Annotated in this window: 17 protein-coding genes; 8 read left to right on the top strand and 9 right to left on the bottom strand. The window is 60.6% G+C overall.

The window, feature by feature from the left end:
* Positions 1-55: 55 nt before the first annotated feature.
* The gene (locus M0954_RS26845; RefSeq protein ID WP_297356496.1) at positions 56-1,099 is read right to left on the bottom strand and encodes an AraC family transcriptional regulator; all 1,044 of its coding nucleotides are present in this window, start codon (positions 1,097-1,099) and stop codon (positions 56-58) included.
* 245 nt (positions 1,100-1,344) lie between these two features.
* Here M0954_RS26845 and M0954_RS26840 point away from each other — a divergent pair, with 245 nt between their 5' ends.
* The 3 genes from M0954_RS26840 to M0954_RS26830 all read left to right on the top strand — a co-directional run bounded on the left by M0954_RS26840 (position 1,345) and on the right by M0954_RS26830 (position 5,208).
* The gene (locus tag M0954_RS26840; protein WP_133894904.1) at positions 1,345-2,478 is read left to right on the top strand and encodes an acyl-CoA dehydrogenase; all 1,134 of its coding nucleotides are present in this window, start codon (positions 1,345-1,347) and stop codon (positions 2,476-2,478) included.
* A 111-nt stretch (positions 2,479-2,589) separates the two neighbouring features.
* Positions 2,590-4,314, top strand: coding sequence for an AMP-binding protein (locus tag M0954_RS26835; protein WP_297356494.1), 1,725 nt, complete (start codon positions 2,590-2,592; stop codon positions 4,312-4,314).
* A 117-nt stretch (positions 4,315-4,431) separates the two neighbouring features.
* Complete coding sequence (locus tag M0954_RS26830; RefSeq protein ID WP_133895100.1) at positions 4,432-5,208, top strand: enoyl-CoA hydratase; 777 nt, start codon at positions 4,432-4,434, stop codon at positions 5,206-5,208.
* Between the two features lie 6 nt (positions 5,209-5,214).
* Here M0954_RS26830 and M0954_RS26825 read toward each other — a convergent pair whose 3' ends face one another.
* From M0954_RS26825 to M0954_RS26815, 3 genes are all read right to left on the bottom strand, one after another.
* On the bottom strand, positions 5,215-6,474 hold the full coding sequence (locus M0954_RS26825; protein WP_297356492.1) for an MFS transporter: 1,260 nt from the start codon (positions 6,472-6,474) through the stop codon (positions 5,215-5,217).
* 70 nt (positions 6,475-6,544) lie between these two features.
* Positions 6,545-7,360: a siderophore-interacting protein gene (locus M0954_RS26820; RefSeq protein ID WP_297356490.1), complete on the bottom strand. Its 816-nt coding sequence runs from the start codon at positions 7,358-7,360 to the stop codon at positions 6,545-6,547.
* A gap of 53 nt (positions 7,361-7,413) precedes the next feature.
* Positions 7,414-8,367 carry a PadR family transcriptional regulator gene (locus tag M0954_RS26815; protein ID WP_297356488.1) on the bottom strand — a complete coding sequence of 318 codons (954 nt, stop codon included), beginning with the start codon at positions 8,365-8,367 and terminating at the stop codon, positions 7,414-7,416.
* A 318-nt stretch (positions 8,368-8,685) separates the two neighbouring features.
* On the opposite strand from M0954_RS26815, the gene M0954_RS26810 reads away from it, so the two are divergent.
* The gene (locus M0954_RS26810; RefSeq protein ID WP_122158983.1) at positions 8,686-8,937 is read left to right on the top strand and encodes a YkvA family protein; all 252 of its coding nucleotides are present in this window, start codon (positions 8,686-8,688) and stop codon (positions 8,935-8,937) included.
* Positions 8,938-9,060: 123 nt separating this feature from the next.
* On the opposite strand, the gene M0954_RS26805 is transcribed toward M0954_RS26810, so the two are convergent.
* Both M0954_RS26805 and M0954_RS26800 read right to left on the bottom strand, forming a co-directional pair.
* Entirely contained in the window at positions 9,061-9,657 is a 597-nt protein-coding gene (locus M0954_RS26805) for a hypothetical protein (protein WP_208297263.1), read from the bottom strand.
* 44 nt (positions 9,658-9,701) lie between these two features.
* Positions 9,702-11,018 carry a GGDEF domain-containing protein gene (locus M0954_RS26800; RefSeq protein WP_297356486.1) on the bottom strand — a complete coding sequence of 439 codons (1,317 nt, stop codon included), beginning with the start codon at positions 11,016-11,018 and terminating at the stop codon, positions 9,702-9,704.
* A 214-nt stretch (positions 11,019-11,232) separates the two neighbouring features.
* Between M0954_RS26800 and M0954_RS26795 the strand changes: the two genes are divergently transcribed.
* From M0954_RS26795 to M0954_RS26785, 3 genes are all read left to right on the top strand, one after another.
* The gene (locus M0954_RS26795) at positions 11,233-11,640 is read left to right on the top strand and encodes a hypothetical protein (RefSeq protein ID WP_297356483.1); all 408 of its coding nucleotides are present in this window, start codon (positions 11,233-11,235) and stop codon (positions 11,638-11,640) included.
* Between the two features lie 277 nt (positions 11,641-11,917).
* Positions 11,918-13,051 carry an MFS transporter gene (locus M0954_RS26790; protein WP_221182740.1) on the top strand — a complete coding sequence of 378 codons (1,134 nt, stop codon included), beginning with the start codon at positions 11,918-11,920 and terminating at the stop codon, positions 13,049-13,051.
* Positions 13,052-13,114: 63 nt separating this feature from the next.
* Entirely contained in the window at positions 13,115-13,546 is a 432-nt protein-coding gene (locus tag M0954_RS26785; protein ID WP_122158991.1) for a hypothetical protein, read from the top strand.
* A 64-nt stretch (positions 13,547-13,610) separates the two neighbouring features.
* Here the strand turns inward: M0954_RS26785 and M0954_RS26780 are convergent, their stop codons facing one another.
* Positions 13,611-14,654 carry an AraC family transcriptional regulator gene (locus M0954_RS26780; RefSeq protein ID WP_297356481.1) on the bottom strand — a complete coding sequence of 348 codons (1,044 nt, stop codon included), beginning with the start codon at positions 14,652-14,654 and terminating at the stop codon, positions 13,611-13,613.
* 296 nt (positions 14,655-14,950) lie between these two features.
* Here M0954_RS26780 and M0954_RS26775 point away from each other — a divergent pair, with 296 nt between their 5' ends.
* The gene (locus M0954_RS26775; RefSeq protein ID WP_297356479.1) at positions 14,951-15,187 is read left to right on the top strand and encodes a DUF817 family protein; all 237 of its coding nucleotides are present in this window, start codon (positions 14,951-14,953) and stop codon (positions 15,185-15,187) included.
* On the opposite strand, the gene M0954_RS26770 is transcribed toward M0954_RS26775, so the two are convergent.
* Together M0954_RS26770 and M0954_RS26765 are read right to left on the bottom strand one after the other, a co-directional pair.
* Positions 15,165-15,950 (bottom strand): bifunctional 2-polyprenyl-6-hydroxyphenol methylase/3-demethylubiquinol 3-O-methyltransferase UbiG, encoded by a 786-nt coding sequence (locus M0954_RS26770; RefSeq protein WP_122158997.1) that lies wholly within the window; start codon positions 15,948-15,950, stop codon positions 15,165-15,167. The genes M0954_RS26775 and M0954_RS26770 overlap by 23 nt on opposite strands.
* A 231-nt stretch (positions 15,951-16,181) precedes the next feature.
* Positions 16,182-16,357, bottom strand: a 176-nt coding sequence (locus tag M0954_RS26765) for a glutaminase (protein ID WP_297356516.1), incomplete at its 5' end; no start/stop codon positions are given.

Here is a 16,357-nt window from a genome sequence, read left to right as displayed (position 1 = left end):
CAGGGCGGGTGTGATCGAGAGGCGCGGGCCGAAAAAAGGGCCTGCTGCTTACAGCTTAGTCCGATTCCGCCGGATGCGTGAGATCGGCCCGCTCGAGCCGGTAATCGGTCGGCCGCATGCCGGTCCATTTGCGAAACGCGCGATGGAACGCGCTTGGCTCGGCAAAGCCCACCCGCGTCGCAATTTCCGCGATGCTGCGCCGGCTGTCCTGCAGTTCCGCAATGGCAATATCGCGCCGCAGGTCGTCCTTGATGGACTGGTAGGTATAGCCTTCCTGCTTCAGATGCCGCCGCATGGTTGCTTCCGCAACATGCAGGCGTAATGCCATCTGATCGGCGGCGGGCCAGCCGGCCGCCGGCAGCGCGCGCAGCACCTTACGAACCCGCGCTGCCAGCGAACCTGGATTGCGATACTTGACGACAAAGTTGCCCGGCGCATCGCGCAGAAACGGCTTGAGCGACTGCGCGGTCTGAACCACGGGTAGTTCGAGAAACGCCGGCGCCAGGTCGACATACGATGCGTCCTCGCCGAACTGCATATCCTCGCAGAACATCAGGCGGTATTCCTGCGCGGCAGGCGGCTCGGCGCAGCGAAAGCGCGCCGCTAGCAACGGAATGCGCCGTCCGACCAGCCAGCACACCAGTCCGTAGACCAGGATGAAATACGTCGCGTAGGCGAACATGGTCGGCTGCGGTGTGCTGTCGCGATGGTTGAACGTAATCCGCACACGGCCCAGGTCTGTGCTGAGCTGCGCGCTCAGATCATCGAGCACGAGGCGCATGAAACTGAGTGCCCTGGCCAGCGCCTGGGCACCATTGCGTGCCGTCAAGGCTGCCTGCGTCATGGCGATAAAGCTGCCGCAACGCATCGGATGCGGGTCCTGGCCGAAAAACTCGTCGTCGAGTGCGTTTGCAATGGCGACCCACAGCGCGCCGTATTGCGCCGAGGAAACCCGGCTCTTCGGCGCGGCCAGCATCTGCGGCGCAATGCCGGCGGCTTCGACGAGCGGTTTCACGTCGAGACCGCGCGCTCGCGCGAGCGCCAGCGTTTCTTCGACGAGGCTCAGCGAGATTGTCCCTTTGTCGTTTTTCGGCGTCATTGAACTGGAATGGTTTGCATGGCACGGCCCCAGGCCCAGGCCTGAGGCCGCTGGGCCCGCGCTGGCAAACGCGCTCAGGTTTGCGCATGCCGGAGAACAGCGACCCCGTCAATCTACGTGTGGAAACGTTGCCGGATCACGCGAGCATGGCAAATGCGCTCACGCAGAATGATCGGGCAGAGCATCGAAGCTGTCCAGCGGCTTGCTACACTTGTTCAATCTGGACGGAGACACAGGCGTAAGCCATGGACAATTTCTACACCGACGAACAGCGGATGATCCGCGACGCAGCCCGCGATTTCGCGGTCGATTGCCTCGTGCCGCATGCGGGGCAATGGGACCGCGAGGCAAAACTGCCCGATCAGGTCGTCACACAGATGGGCGAACTGGGTTTTCTTGGCATGATCGTGCCGTCCGAATGGGGCGGCTCATACACCGACTACATCGCCTATGCGCTGGCGCTCGAAGAAATCGCCGCCGGTTGCGCGTCGTGCGCGACGCTGATGAGCGTGCATAACTCGGTCGGCTGCGGCCCGATTCTCAACTTCGGCACCGAGGCGCAGAAAAATGAGTACCTGCAGGATCTCGCTACCGGACGCCGGATCGGCGCATTCTGCCTGACCGAGCCGCAGGCCGGTTCCGAAGCCCATAACCTGCGCACACGTGCCGAGCTGCGCGACGGCAAATGGATAATCAACGGCAGTAAGCAGTTTGTGACCAACGGCGCGCGGGCGAACATCGCTATCGTGTTCGCCGTGACCGATCCCGAACTGGGCAAGCGAGGCATCTCGGCTTTTATCGTGCCCACCGATACGTCCGGTTTCAACGTCGGACGCCCCGAGCATAAGATGGGCATCCGCGCTTCGGATACTTGCCCGATCTCGTTCGAGGACTGCGCCATCCCCGAGGCGAATCTGCTCGGCCAGCGTGGCGAAGGGTTGCGCATCGCCTTGTCGAACCTCGAAGGCGGACGTATCGGCATTGCGGCGCAGGCGCTGGGCATCGCCCGCGCGGCCTTCGATGCGGCGCGTCTCTACGCTCGCGAGCGGATCCAGTTCGGCAAGCCGCTGACGGAACACCAGTCCATCGCCAATATGCTGGCCGATATGCTCACACGCCTGAACGCTGCCCGGCTGCTCGTGCATCACGCGGCGCGGCTGCGCAGCGCGGGCAAGCCGTGCCTGTCCGAGGCATCGCAGGCGAAGCTGTACGCGTCCGAGATGGCTGAGGAGGTTTGTTCGCACGCGATCCAGATTCACGGCGGCTACGGCTACCTGGAGGACTACGCGGTGGAGCGTCACTATCGCGACGCCCGCATCACGCAGATTTACGAGGGGACCAGCGAAGTACAAAGAATGGTGATCGCGCGGCACGTTTGAGTGCAGAATGAAACGCCAATAGAACGCATATGCGCCGGACGGCACGACAGCATCTGCATGAGACGGGAGTCAGCGCTAAAGCGCTAACTCCCGTCGACAAAGGAGACGACGATGACCGAGCGAACCATTCCGATTTCGACGAAGGCCTTCCTCGATGCGCGCGATCTCTTGTTGCGCCATCGCACGGACTACGAGCGCGCGTATAGCGAGTTCGCCTGGCCAGCGCTCGTTCAGTTCAACTGGGCGCTCGACTATTTCGATGTGATCGCGCACGACAACCACAACCCGGCGTTGTGGATCGTCGACGATCCCACTGGCTCGGGCACGAAGTTCACGTATGCGCAGATGTCCGAACGCTCGGCGCGGATGGCGAATTTCCTGCACGGTATCGGCGTGGGGCGCGGCGACCGTCTGCTGTTGATGCTGCCGAATCGCGTCGAACTCTGGGACGTGATGCTAGCGGCGATGAAGCTCGGCGCGATCGTGTTGCCCGCAACCACCCAGCTTTCCGCCGACGACGTGCGCGACCGCATCCAGATCGGCGAGGCGAAATTCGTCGTGGTGGATAGCGCGGAACTGGCGAAATTTGATGGCCTCGATATCCCGCTGACGCGTCTGTCGGTCGGCGCACCGCGTGACGGCTGGATCGATCTTTCCGCCGCTTACGATGCCACCGCGCAGTTCACGCCAGATGGTCCGACGCACGCGACCGATCCGCTGCTGCTGTACTTCACTTCGGGCACCACGTCGAAGCCCAAGCTCGTCGAGCATACGCATCAAAGCTATCCGGTGGGCCATTTGTCGACGATGTACTGGATCGGCCTGCAACCGGGCGATATCCACTGGAACATCAGTTCGCCCGGCTGGGCCAAGCATGCGTGGAGCTGCTTCTACGCGCCGTGGAATGCGCAGGCCTGCGTGTTTGTCTTCAACTACGCGCGCTTCGTGCCGAAGGAAACGCTCGATGTGCTGGTGCGCTGCAACGTCACGACGCTGTGTGCGCCGCCGACCGTCTGGCGCATGCTGGTGCAGGAGCCGATGGCCGACTATCCGGTCAGGCTGCGCGAGATCGTCGGCGCGGGCGAGCCTCTGAATCCGGAGGTGATCGAGCGTGTGCGGCATGCATGGAACGTGACGATCCGCGATGGCTTCGGTCAGACCGAGACCACCTGCCAGATCGGTAACTCGCCCGGTCAGCCGGTGGTGCCAGGCTCGATGGGCCGACCGTTGCCGGGCTACCGCATTGAACTGGTCGATGCCGACGATCAGGCCGTCAGCGAAGGCGAAATCGCCTTGCCGCTCGCGCACCGTCCGCTCGGCCTGATGACGGGCTACGCGAACAGCGCCAACGCGACCGTGCAGGCGATGCGCAACGGCTACTACCACACCTCCGACGTGGCGCTGCGGCGCGAGGATGGCTACTACGTGTACGTGGGCCGCTCCGATGACGTGTTCAAGTCGTCCGATTACCGGCTAAGTCCATTCGAACTGGAGAGCGTGCTGATCGAGCACGAGGCGATTGCTGAAGCGGCCGTGGTGCCGAGTGCCGACCCCGTGCGCTTGTCCGTGCCGAAAGCGTTCGTCACGGTTCGTCATGGCTATGAAGCCGGCCCTGAACTCGCACGCAGCGTGTTCCAGTTTTCGCGCGAAAAGCTGTCGCCGTACAAGCGGATTCGCCGTCTGCAGTTTAGTGAACTGCCCAAGACCATCTCCGGCAAGATCCGCCGCGTCGAACTGCGGCGCCGCGAACTCGAGCGGGCTGCCGAACCCGCACGTCTGCCTGGTGAATACTGGGAAGAGGACTTCGCGGATCTGTCGGGCGCGAATAGTAAATAGACCGAAGGCAGTGCAGTGCAGTGCAACGCGGTACTGTCTGCCTCTTTTTTCACACGCGATGAGCCGGCCGGTTACGCGCGGCGGCGATAGCACAGCAATTCCAGCCGGAGACGCATGATGATCGAACTCGACTACGCAAACGACGGCGCCGTCGCCGTGTTCACACTCAAACGCCCGCCCGCAAATGCTTTCACGCCGGACGGGCTCCTGCAACTGCAACAGACGGTCGAACGCCTGAACGGCGAGGCTCGTGTGCGGGCGATTGTTATTACCGGCGACGGCCCGAAGTTCTTCAGTGCGGGCGCCGATCTGAACACCTTCGCGGATGGCAATCGCGATGTCGCACGTACCGCCGCCGCGCGTTTCGGCGCTGCCTTCGAGACACTGCAAAACGCGCGCGCCGTGGTGATTGCCGCGATCAACGGTTATGCGATGGGCGGCGGCCTCGAATGTGCGCTGTCCTGCGATATCCGGATTGCCGAGCAACACGCGCAGCTTGCGTTGCCGGAAACGGCAGTGGGTCTGCTGCCTTGTGGATGCGGCACGCAGACGCTGCCGTGGCTGGTCGGCGAAGGCTGGGCGAAGCGGATGATTCTGACGGGCGAGCGCGTCGATGCCGCGACGGCATTGCGGATCGGCCTCGTCGAAGAAGTGGTGGAGAAGGGCGCCGCACGCGAGGCTGCGTTGACCATGGCGGCGCGCGTCACGACGCTCAGCCCGCAGGCGGTCTCTTTCAGCAAAACCCTGATTCATCAGGGCCGTCAAGGCGTGCCGCGTTCGGCGGCGCTCGCGGTTGAGCGCGAGCGCTTCGTCGATCTGTTCGATGGCCCGGATCAACGCGAAGGCGTCAACGCGTTCCTCGAGAAGCGGCCGCCGCAATGGCATGTGGCATAGGCTGCATCAAGTCTCGCCCAACGGCTCCGGACCGAGGTCGGCAGACGCAGACGGCGCCTTGTCGGCCGCTGCCTTCACCCGGCCGGCCCACAACACGGCAGCCAGCGTGATGCCCACCGCCGCCCAGCCGACCGTGCCATAGCCGGCAATCTGTCCGCTCGCGGTATTGGTCAGCATCAAGCCGCCGAGCCATGCACCGCAGCCCATCCCCACCGCTTGCAGCGCGCTGTTGGCGCTCAGAAACGCACCCCGGCGGGTAGGCTCGGGAACCGTCGTGAGCAGCGCCTGCATGGGGATCATGCGTCCTGACATGGCCACCATAAAGAATGGGAAGAACAGCACCACGACGACGAAAGGCAGATCGGGCAGGTGAGTCACGAACAGCACCGGCAGTATCGACAGCACGGCGGCAATGCGGAATACACGATGCTTGCCGTAGCGGTCGGCAAGGCGGCCAATCGCGCGCGACGTAAAGAATGTCGCGAAGCCGCCGCCCATATATATCCACGATAGATGTGCAGGTGGCACGCCGTGGTTGAGGACCAGCATCGGCGAGATAAACGGAATCACCAGCATATGCGACACCATGATCATAAAGGTAAGCGCAAACGCATTCAGATGGCGCGGATTGCTGAGCAGGCGTCCGAGGTCGGGCAGCACCTGGTTCAACGGCGGCGGCCGGCGGCTCAGATGCTCGGCGAGCGACGGCACGATCTGCATACCGCCGAACCAGATCAACACGGAGAGCACCACCAGCAGCACGAACGGCGCCGCCCAGTTGAAGTGCGCCCCTAACATGACGCCGGCCGGCACGCCGGCAATCGCAGCCAGCGAGAGCGAGGTCATGATGGTGCCGGTGGCCGCACCGCGGCGCTGCACCGGAATCACATCGCCGACGATCGCCATGATCACCGAGCCCAGCACGCCGCCTGTAATACCGGCAAAGGCGCGCGCTGCGAGCAGCAACGGAAAGCTGCTGGCGAGCGCGCAGCCCAGGTTAGATATCGCGAATAGCGCATACACCGTCAGCAACAGCTTGCGCCGGTCGAAGCGGTCGATGTAGGTCGCGGCGAACAGGCCCGAGAGCCCCGAACACCACGAGTAGGCCGACACCGCCGTCGCGAAGGCCGCCGGTGTGATGCTGAAGGTATGCATGATCTGCGGACCCAACGGCATCATGACCATAAAGTCCATGATGACGGTGAACTGCGTCAGCGCGAGCAGCCAGAGTAGACGCCGTTCGTGCTTTGTGCTGATGGAATACATCGGCAAGATCCTTGAAGAAGGTAAAGCCAGCCGCGGGGCTGGCGATGAGATTTGCGAGGTTTGCGCAGGCTCAGTCGTCGAGGTTTTCGTGCACCGCTGCGGCGCCCTGTTTCCAGTAGCTTGCCGCACGGATGCGCGATTTGTCGACGCCGCGCTCGGTGTATAGGTGATACCGCACCGCGCGCATCGTGGCGGATTCGCCGGCAGCCCAGACATAGCCTTCGCCATCCGGCAGATACGTCTCACGGACCGCTTGCAGCAATGCATCGCCGCGATACGGCGAATCGCTGCGGTAACGCCACACCGCATGCAGTTCGGCCTGCGTATCGAATTCGATGCGCGCCGACGGATCTGCGACTTCGAGCACGGCTGCTACGCGCGTGCTGGCAGGCAGCTCCTGCAGACGCCGGGCGATGGCCGGCAGCGCGGTCTCGTCGCCGATCAGCAGATGCCAGTCGAAACCGGTGGGAATCACCAGCGAGCCGCGCGGCCCACCGACGCCCAGATATTGCCCGACCTTGGCTTGCGCTGCCCACGTCGCGGCCGGACCGGCTTCGTGCATCGCGAACTCGATGTCCAGTTCGCGTGCGGCGCGGTCATAGCGACGCGGCGTGAAATCGCGCGCCACCGGTCGCGGCTGATCTTCCGGGAACACCGGACCGTTCGGGCCCGCCTCCGGCAGCACTGGCTTGTCGGCGCCCGGCGCCGGGAAGAAGACCTTGATGTGATCGTCGAACGAAGCCGATTCGAAGTCGTGCAGATCGTCACCGGTAAAGGTGACGCGAATCAGATGAGGCGTCAGCGGTTCAACCCGCGTGACTTGCAGCAAACGAAATTTCAGGGGATGACGTACGCGGGTAACCGCGAGATCGGACCTGGTCAGCATAGATGTTCTCTCCAATGATGTCGGGTAGCGCTCGGGATTCTGGCCACGTGGGCTCAGATATCTTCTGCGCCGGCGTCGGTGCCGGTGTTCGAGCCTGCGTCCGGCTTGCCTTCGATTTCAGCCGTGGCGCGCGTGAGGATCGCGGCGACCCGGCGTTGTTCGTCGGCTGGCACGTTGTCGTGGCGGAACAGCGCATGCTTGAGGGCGCGGCGGGCTTCGATCAGCTCGGGCAGCCAGCCGCCTTCGCTTGGATCCAGCGGTTCTTCGCCGGCGAACGCACGCCGCACGGAATCCATCTTGCGGGCAATATGGTTCAGTTTTGCGAGCATCAACTCGGCCCGCTCGCGGTTGTCCGCGAGATGCTGGCGGCCGGCGTCGGCCAGTTCGTAGCGCTTGCGATTGCCTTCGAGCTGGACGGTCACAAAACCGATTTCTTCGAGGTAGGTCAGCGCGGGGTAGACCATGCCGGGACTCGGACTATAGAAGCCGTTCGAGCGCGTTTCGAGCGCCTTGATAAGCTCGTAGCCGTGGCTCGGCTGGGCATCTAGCAGGGCCAGCAGCAGCAATTGCAGATCGTCCGAGCTGAATTTGCGGCCGCGCGGGAAACCGTCGCCGTCACCGCCGCCGAAACCGCCAGGGCCGCCGGGACCACCAAAGCGGCCGCTACGGTCACCACCGCGTTCGCCGCGATGGTGTTGATGGCGGCCGATGGCGTGCCACAGGGCGTGCAGCGCAAAGCGCTCGGGAAAAGCACCGCGGGCGGCGAAGAAGTCTTCGAAACCGCGTGGTGAGTGGGCGTCACCGGGGCTGCCACGGCGTTCACCGCGTTCACCGCGTTCTCCACGACCCTCGCGGCCTTCATAGCTTTCGCGATCACCGCGGCCTTCGCATTCACCGCGGTAATGGTCGCGGCTGAGGGCGTGCCACAGCGCGTGCAGCGAGGAACGGTCGGTGGAATACATGCCGTCGATGTCGTGATGACGGCGGGAATGATGTGAATGACGCATTCGCGTTCTCCAGATGTGTCTTAAGATGTGTCTTAAGATATATATCTAAAGATACTCTGTCAAAGAGAAAATACGGGGATGGATCAGTTTTTTGGATCGGCGCTTGGAGCGCGGGGCGTCGCTATCGAAGTGCCGCCGGCGCTATACGCGGCACGAAATTGCCGCGCACCCTCGAAAATCGACAGCCCCATTGGTGTCGACCGTTGCCGCGCCCGATCCTGGAGTAGCATTTGAGTTGCGAAACGCGGCGTTCGCAGATTCAGGAGCGGAAGGCAGCGTGGCCGATGCAGGAATGGAACGGGTGGAGGGGTTGTCGAGATGAAAAAAATCGCTTTGCTATTGAAGGTGGTCAAGAACGATCTGCGGGTACTCTGGTATGCACTGAGGCACCCCGACCGTCCTGTATGGCTGATGCCCGCATTCGCTCTCGTGGCGTTGTATGCGATCGATCCTTTCAATTTTGCTGTTCCCTTCGTCGGAATTGTGGACGATGGTGTGCTGGTCCCGATGGCATTGCATTTGATGGTCCGCTTTCTGCCAACCGAATTGCAACGTCTACGCCGACGCTGATGGAGGACTTTCTGATCGCCCACAAGCGCACGACGTCGTTCATCGAGAGGCCCGCCAGGAAGAGCCGGTCGATGCGAACAGCCGAATCGTCGGCAATCCACGCGGAAACATGATGAGTAACCGTTACAGCGCTCGCGCCCATTCATTGCCCGGGTGAAGAACGTCGAGGCAGTCTTTCAGCCACGCGCGTTCCATAAGCGGTAGTTTCGGTAACGCTCTCTCGAAATCTTGTTGGTCTTTCGGGCGCCTATCTCTGGCCTTGAACAGAAGTACGGCGGAGGGATTCAGATATGGGATGTCGTCGGCCGTTCGCATCACCATTTCGGCTCGGGGTCGTTTGAACGATGGATCTCTCTTGTAGGCCCACGATTCGTTAGTTCCCGGCTCGATCATCATATCGATCCGCCAACATTCAGCAGCGCGGTCAAACCCCCAAAATTGCATAACCTCAGATGGCGCGTTCTGATTTGCCGGCAGTCTTTCGACAACGTCGGCGTGGGCAGTGTAGAACTCCAAATCACTGAACGCTTGACGAAAGTCGCCGAAGTTTTCTCGCAAAATTGTGAATTCCAGATCGCTGTGTTCGCGAGTCTGGGCGCCGTGCCAAAGATCGAGCGCCCATCCACCGGCGACACACCAGGGCAAACCTATATCGCTCAACCGTCGAGCCAGTTCGGCCGGTTGCCATGCATTCCACGCCTCTTGGTCGGGTATGGCCATTTGAGTGTTCATCGTGTTGGAATGACCCGACACCTGGCGCAGTCCTAAGCGCGGTTTGGATCGTTGACTACCTTTCCGTAGCGAGCCGATTCGATGCGGTACTGCTCCTTGCCGGCATACATACGTTCGTCCGCGACGGCGTGTAACTGAATCTGGGTCAACCCGTCGCGCGGATAGACAGCCGCGCCGACGCTGGCGCTGGCATGGTACGGTCCCTCCTCGAGAATGATCGGGGTGCCGAGCGATTTCCGCAGCGCATCGCCGACCGCCTCGGCCTCGGGCAGGTTGCTGACACCCTCCAGTATCACGGTGAACTCGTCGCCGCCAGTGCGTGCAAGCGTGTCGATACCGCGCAAGACACTACGGAAGCGAACGCTGACCCCTCTCAGCACATCGTCGCCGGCCTGATGGCCTAGCGTGTCGTTCACCAGCTTGAAGCGGTTGAGGTCGATAACCAGAAAGCCGAATCCGGAACCGTCGCGGGCGGCTCGCGCCACTGCCTGATCGAAGCGGTCAGCATACAGGCGGCGGTTTGGCAAACCGGTAAGCTCGTCATGGGCGGCAAGATGGGTGGCCAGGACCACTCGCTCTTCCAATAGCACGAGAATCATGCTGGCGGCAGCGAGAAACTTCGGCAGATTCCAGACTTCCGCTTCGATGTGACTGGAAATCGTTGGGGCATGCAGGACGAGCAATGAGTAGACAGGGAAGACAAGACCCCAAAGGACGAAGCTGAGGGCGATGAACACGACGCCCATGGTCAGCTTCGGCGTTTGGCGCAGGAAGAAATACGCCACCGCGAGATAGGTCCAGCACATCAACCACTGGCTGGCCATGGCGAGCCCATAGGCATGCAGGGTCCACGCCTGGAGCGCGTACGCCGTTACCGCCAGCGCAATGGAGACCCGAGAATGCCAGGGGGCTCCCGCGCGGTCGGCTGACGCGAGCCAGATGGTGCAGACGGCTCCCAGCCCCGTCAGTAGATAGAACAGTCCCACTTGTTGGCCTGCCGGCTGTAGTTCGCCATAGGCGGTGCTCGCGACGGCAAAGATAAGGTTTAGCGCACCTGACAGACCCACCCGCAAGGTGAGCCGGACGGAGTTGATCGTCTCCAGCCCTTGATAATAGGCGGCAAGGACGAATACCTGCCCGGCCAGAGCGAGGGTTCCCCGGGCGAGCACGTCGAACGGGAAATTTTGCGGCAACAGCATGAAAATGCCGGCATGCAGAAGGATGAGAAGCCAACCGGCCAGCCAATATCGAAGCCGGATCTCCCGCTTTTGCCTGATCAGGACAAGAGAGATCCCCAGCAAGATGCTGTAAGAAACAAATTCTGGAAGCCCATAGAAGTTGAAATTCATGAGATCCATCCCCCGACAAGACTATTCTGTCGCGCCTTGATGCTCCATGTGAACGTCGCGTGGACCGCATGGCAGCGCAATGCAGTTACTGCGAATTTATACGACAAATGAAATAAAGTGTTGGAATTACCTGCGGACAGGAAGATTGAATTGCGACGCGACCGTCAAGCTATTCAGCGAACCGCGAATCAGCGCAGGATCGATACATGGATACATGACTACGAAACGCACAAAATCTCGGCTAGCTGGTGAACTCAGTCACTTCGTGCATCAGTACGTCCGCAAGGCTCAAGCCTCAGAGCCGAACGATCGGCAATATGATCGAAAGCTCGAAGAGAAAATGGGCAAACTCCTGGGTGCCTGTGTTGGGGTTCAAATGGCGCTCCTCTTCGAGTCGGTTGGCGAGAGCACGGGGAGGCGCTTCGATCTGCTGCTCGGCCGTCGTACCTACGATATGTGGTCGGCCTTCTGGCCAAAGGCACCTAGCAGTCCGATGGCGGAAGGCTTGAATGCGGCAACCAAATATGTCGCGACGCACCGTCCGGAAAGTCTTGAATGGGGCCCATGTGAGTGGCTTGGACCGGACATTGTCGCGGGCATTCGCCGCATCGAGATCAGATGACCACTGCTAACAACAAGAACGCGGACTGCTCAAGCGTTTCCAATATCAAGCCTCCGCCCGTCGTTTCGGCAATACGCAAGTGACCAGTTCGCCCTCACCATAGCAATCGGGAAGCGGTCGCGATAATCTCCAGCGTGCGCACCGGACGGACCGCAGCTGCCGAACAAGTTCATGAATATAACGGGGGGGGCGTCTCACGATGTCTGGCCAAAGGCGTAGTCAATCTGCATTGCGTCAAGTTTCAACGTCGAGGCTTCTCTTCGGCGCAACGATTGCGATGTTTCTCTCGGGTCTCGGCACATCAGCGGCTGCACCACAGATCGTTCTGTTCCTGGTGAAAGAACTCGGCGCCTCGCTGCCGCTGGCGGGACTCTATTACATGACCAGCCTTGCAGCTCCAGTCACGGGGTATCTCGTCGGCCGCTATTCCGATCGAACCGGGAATCGCCTCGGTCTTTTTCGCATGTGTGCTGTGGCGGGCTTTCTGGGCTGGGCGGGGTTGGCCCTCTCTACTTCGGTCTGGATGCCCTTCATCATCGCCATCGCCCTGCTGGCCGTTTCCGGCGCCACGGCCTCGCAAATTTTTGCGGCTGTCCACGATGAACTCAGCGATAAACCCGGCGACGCAAATGAAAGTGTCGTTGCCATCGTCCGTATGGCGCTTACCGGCGGATGGATCGTCGGGCCTGTCCTGGGATCGTGGCTGGCCGCTGCCTATGGCCTGCGCCCCATGCTTTGGATGACCGCCATCTGCACGCTTTTACAGATCGCACCTCTAGGAGCGCTGAATCCAGCCGTCAAGCTCAAACCGGAGCCGTCGGGTGAGCTCGCGCGTCACTCCAGCCTGCGTGCCATGCTTCCACTGCTGAGGTTCACAGGACTCTTCGTCCTGGTCTACGCAGGGGAGCCGGTGAAGTACGGATTCCTGCTGATCTACATGGAAGAGCACCTCAAGCTGAATCCGGCAGTACGGGGAGCGGTCATCGGAATACAGCCGTTCATCGAGCTGCTTATCATGCCCTTCAGCATCGGCCTGGGCCGCAAGCTTGGCAACGTGTGGTTGATGTGTATCGCAGCCGCCATGGGGGTGTTTGCCAATCTTTGCTTTGCGCTCTGGTCGTCCATAGCGGGCATGTTCGCCGGCCAGATCCTCATGGGTGGTGTCTGGGGCATATTTATGGTTCTGGGCATCATCGTCGCTCAACGCCTGCTTCCCAGCGCGGTAGCGACGGCGTCAGCAATCTTCATGAGTTCGACGGCTCTCGCCTCGGCGTTAGGAGGCGTCGCGGGCGGTTTCGGAGTGGCATTCCTGGGTATTCCTAATGTCTTCCTGCTGCCCGCGCTCTTCGCCGGTATTGCCGTTATCGGACTGGTATTGATGGCACGCACTGAAAGCTTCAAGGTGTATTGATTTCGACGAGTCTCTTCGCGCGCTTTTCCCTGGTCGGAGAAGCCACTGAATCTGAAAGGCAACATGAAACGACTGTTCCTCGCTGCGCTCGCAGCCGCCTGTTTCGCGACTTGCGTGCATGCGCAAAGCAACGCGTCCGGTCCGCTCGTTACGCCCTCAGGCGAACTGCAATTTGAGCGCGTCGATCGCGGTTTCGCAGCAACGGTCGACAAGGAAATTTTCGATCGCTTCGGCGCGAACACGCTCGCGCATTTCGATGACATCGGCAACGCAAATGACACCGTTACGCGAATGCTTGTGCAGACCGATTCCGGGCCGGTGCTGTACGACTTTCGCCACCATCCTCCACTGGTGGAGCGCTTGAACACGCGCATGATGGTTAAGCGCGTGTTCTGGCAAGGTGATGAAGTCGTGATGCAAGGCCCACAGGGTTGGTTTCGATTCAAGCAAGGCGTGCTGACGAAGCTGCAATCTTCGACGACGACATACCACTGACTACGCACACAGATCGAATGACCGGTTCACGAGAAGCTGAAGGTCCACTGTGGGCGGAGCCGTGTCACGACCGCTTTGGCGATGCGCGCCCGTCGTCGTGATACTGCCGGATGTCCTGCGGCGCGAGGCCGTAAGCACGCCGGAACGCTCGCGTGAAGTCCGACGCGCTCCGAAAGCCGTGAGCATAGGCGATGTCCTGCACCGGAACGCCGGGCCATGCGACGAGCTCGTCGGCGGCGGCGCGCAAACGCACACGCCGGATATAGGCGCCCAGCCCGCCTTCGTGCTCAAAGAGGCGATAGGCCGCGCGTCGTGAAAGACCCAGCGACTCCACGACGCCATCGGGCGAAAGATCGCCGTTGTGCAGATTCCGATGCACGTAGCGGCGCGCCTGATCGAATGCCATTGCCCGGGCGAGCGCGGGCTTACCGCCCCTCAGCCCCGCCTGCTCGCCGAACGCATCCGCGATCAGCAGCACGATCTCGCGCAGGATCCGGTGGGCATCCCAAGGCGCCATGTAGCGGACGCGAGCAGCAAACGACAGGACGCGGTCCGTGAGATAACGCACTGCGGGCAAGTGCGGCGAGAGCGTGCGTCCATGCAGGACTGACGGGTCCGGAAACACTTTGCCCAGCAACGCGCCCGGCAGAAAAATCGTGACGTGCCGGCAGGGCGCGCGCTTGAACTGCACGGGCTGGTTGAGATCGACGGCGAAGATGCCGCCCTCGAGCGCCGTGCCTGTGCGTTTGCCCGGGTAGATGAGCTCGTTGCCGGGCGCAGTGTCGAAAAACACGTGGAAGACGATGCTGCGCGCGTTGTCCTGGGAGATCCGCGCGATCGTCCGGTCTTGCGTGATGCGGTCGGTGTGGCAGTCGGCGAACAGGAATTCGCCGACTGCGTAGCGGTCGATCCAGCCGCGAAACGGCTGCCCGCGTTCGTCGCGCCTCGTCAGGAGGTTGACCACTCCGATCATGCGGTCGCACCACGCCAGGAGTTGCTGCTGGATCGGCAACACGCAAACGTCGAAATGCTGGTGCGCGATTTCGAGCCGTTGGGCCGGGTCCAGGATGATGGGCAGATCCTGAAAGTGTGTCTGGACGGCAGGCATGGTGAGGATTCGGTGGATCGGGGGTAGGGGAGGTTCTGCGGTGAACCGGCCGAACGCCACCTTGACGCGGCGCCCCTTGGCACGGACCACTGGCGAGTCTCCCGGACTTCCAGGCAATTTTACCAACCCGTATGCTGAATCCACCCCGGCAGGTTTTCCCTCCTCAAAAGCCACCGAAAGATAGATCGCCCGGCGGCCTTGATTGCGACATTCGACTTCTTCGGTCTTATGGTCGAGAATCCTGCGCAGAAAATGGTGCGCCGGTCATTTAGCAATAGTGCCGATCGGCAAACTTTGTGTTCTTTCTGATTGGTCGGAACTTCCATCGGATGCCGTTGTTGCTAGGTTTCGTGCTTATTGCCACGTTCATCTGGCTGGCAGAAAACATCGGCACGTTCAGTCACGCCTGGTTGTATCCAGGCCAGATGCACGGGTGGGCGATGGTGTCCGTGGGAAAACTGGGTTCATGGTTCATGCTGACCATCATGAGCTACGTGATGGTGACATTGATTAATCGCCCCCGGAAGCTGTGACGGAGTTGGATTTGCTGGTGCGAAAGATCATGACAAGATTCAACGAACAGAAGGCGATATCTCCTCCCTGGAAAAAAACAAGGCTGACAAATAGGTTTATTATTTTTTTAATGGGTATGGAAAACAATCCATGTACTGTGCGTCGCAGAGTGCCAGTAATCAACGGTTGGGCTTCGCCGCCGACAAAGACGAGTTCTACACCCAATTCGTTGACAAGGTATTTTACTTTTCCGCTTCCAATAGTCGCTATATGGGTCATATCGCTATTCTGATTAAACAATCCGAACGGTGAATCTCCATTTGGAAATCGGGCTATGAAAGTTCCATCGTCTTTCAATATTCTCTTTGCTTCTCTGAGAAAGGTCAGAAGATTTTCCTGACTAATGTGCTCCAGAACATCAAAAGCTACCACCAGATCGAACGCATCGTCCGGAAATGCGCTCAAGTCGGCTGCACAGATGCAATCAAAATTAAGATGCCTGGCGGCTTCGACCAGGTCCTTGTTGATTTCCGTGCCGACGATATCCCAGTGCTTTTTTCTGGCGTAGGTCAGAAAGCTTCCGTTGCCAAAGCCAATCTCCAGCACACGCATCTTTCTATCGGTTTTAATATTCGCCTTTTTTATTTCCGCATCGAAATAGCAGTTTTCTGATTTCCCCAATTCGCCGAAATTGCTGACTTCCCAATTTTTCCATTCGCGGTATGATTTTCCATACTCCGTACCGGGTTTTCCACTGGATGAGGGAAGTGCATTATCGGGCATAACTCTTCTCCTGTGCGATGTCCCCGAGTTGCAAGCGTTTATGCTTTGTTCGGCGACTGTCGATGCTTTCGGATTTTCGAGCGAATCGGAGCATCTGTGGGAGAGATGCCTGTTTGCCGCCTGAGCCAGCTGGAGAAAATGGGCGATTTCGTATTATAGTTGCGGCGACTCTGTCCGCTGCGGACAGAGTCGCGCTCTTTTACGCCGTCAGAATTATCCGCCCCGGCGCTATTAAAAGATCGACTGTCCGGTAAGTGTGGTTAGCCATTCCAGTGACTTCACCCCCGCCAGCGAATTCCCATTGCTATCCAGCCCCGGCGACCAGACGCAAACCGCCATTTCCCCCGGCAGCACCGCGACAATTCCACCACCCACACCGCTCTTGGCCGGCAATCCGACGCGATAGA

The organism is Paraburkholderia sp., assembly GCF_026225065.1.
Lineage (GTDB): Bacteria > Pseudomonadota > Gammaproteobacteria > Burkholderiales > Burkholderiaceae > Paraburkholderia.
The sequence above is the reverse complement of the archived record's forward strand: the minus strand, read 5'-3'. Positions and strand labels throughout refer to the sequence as shown.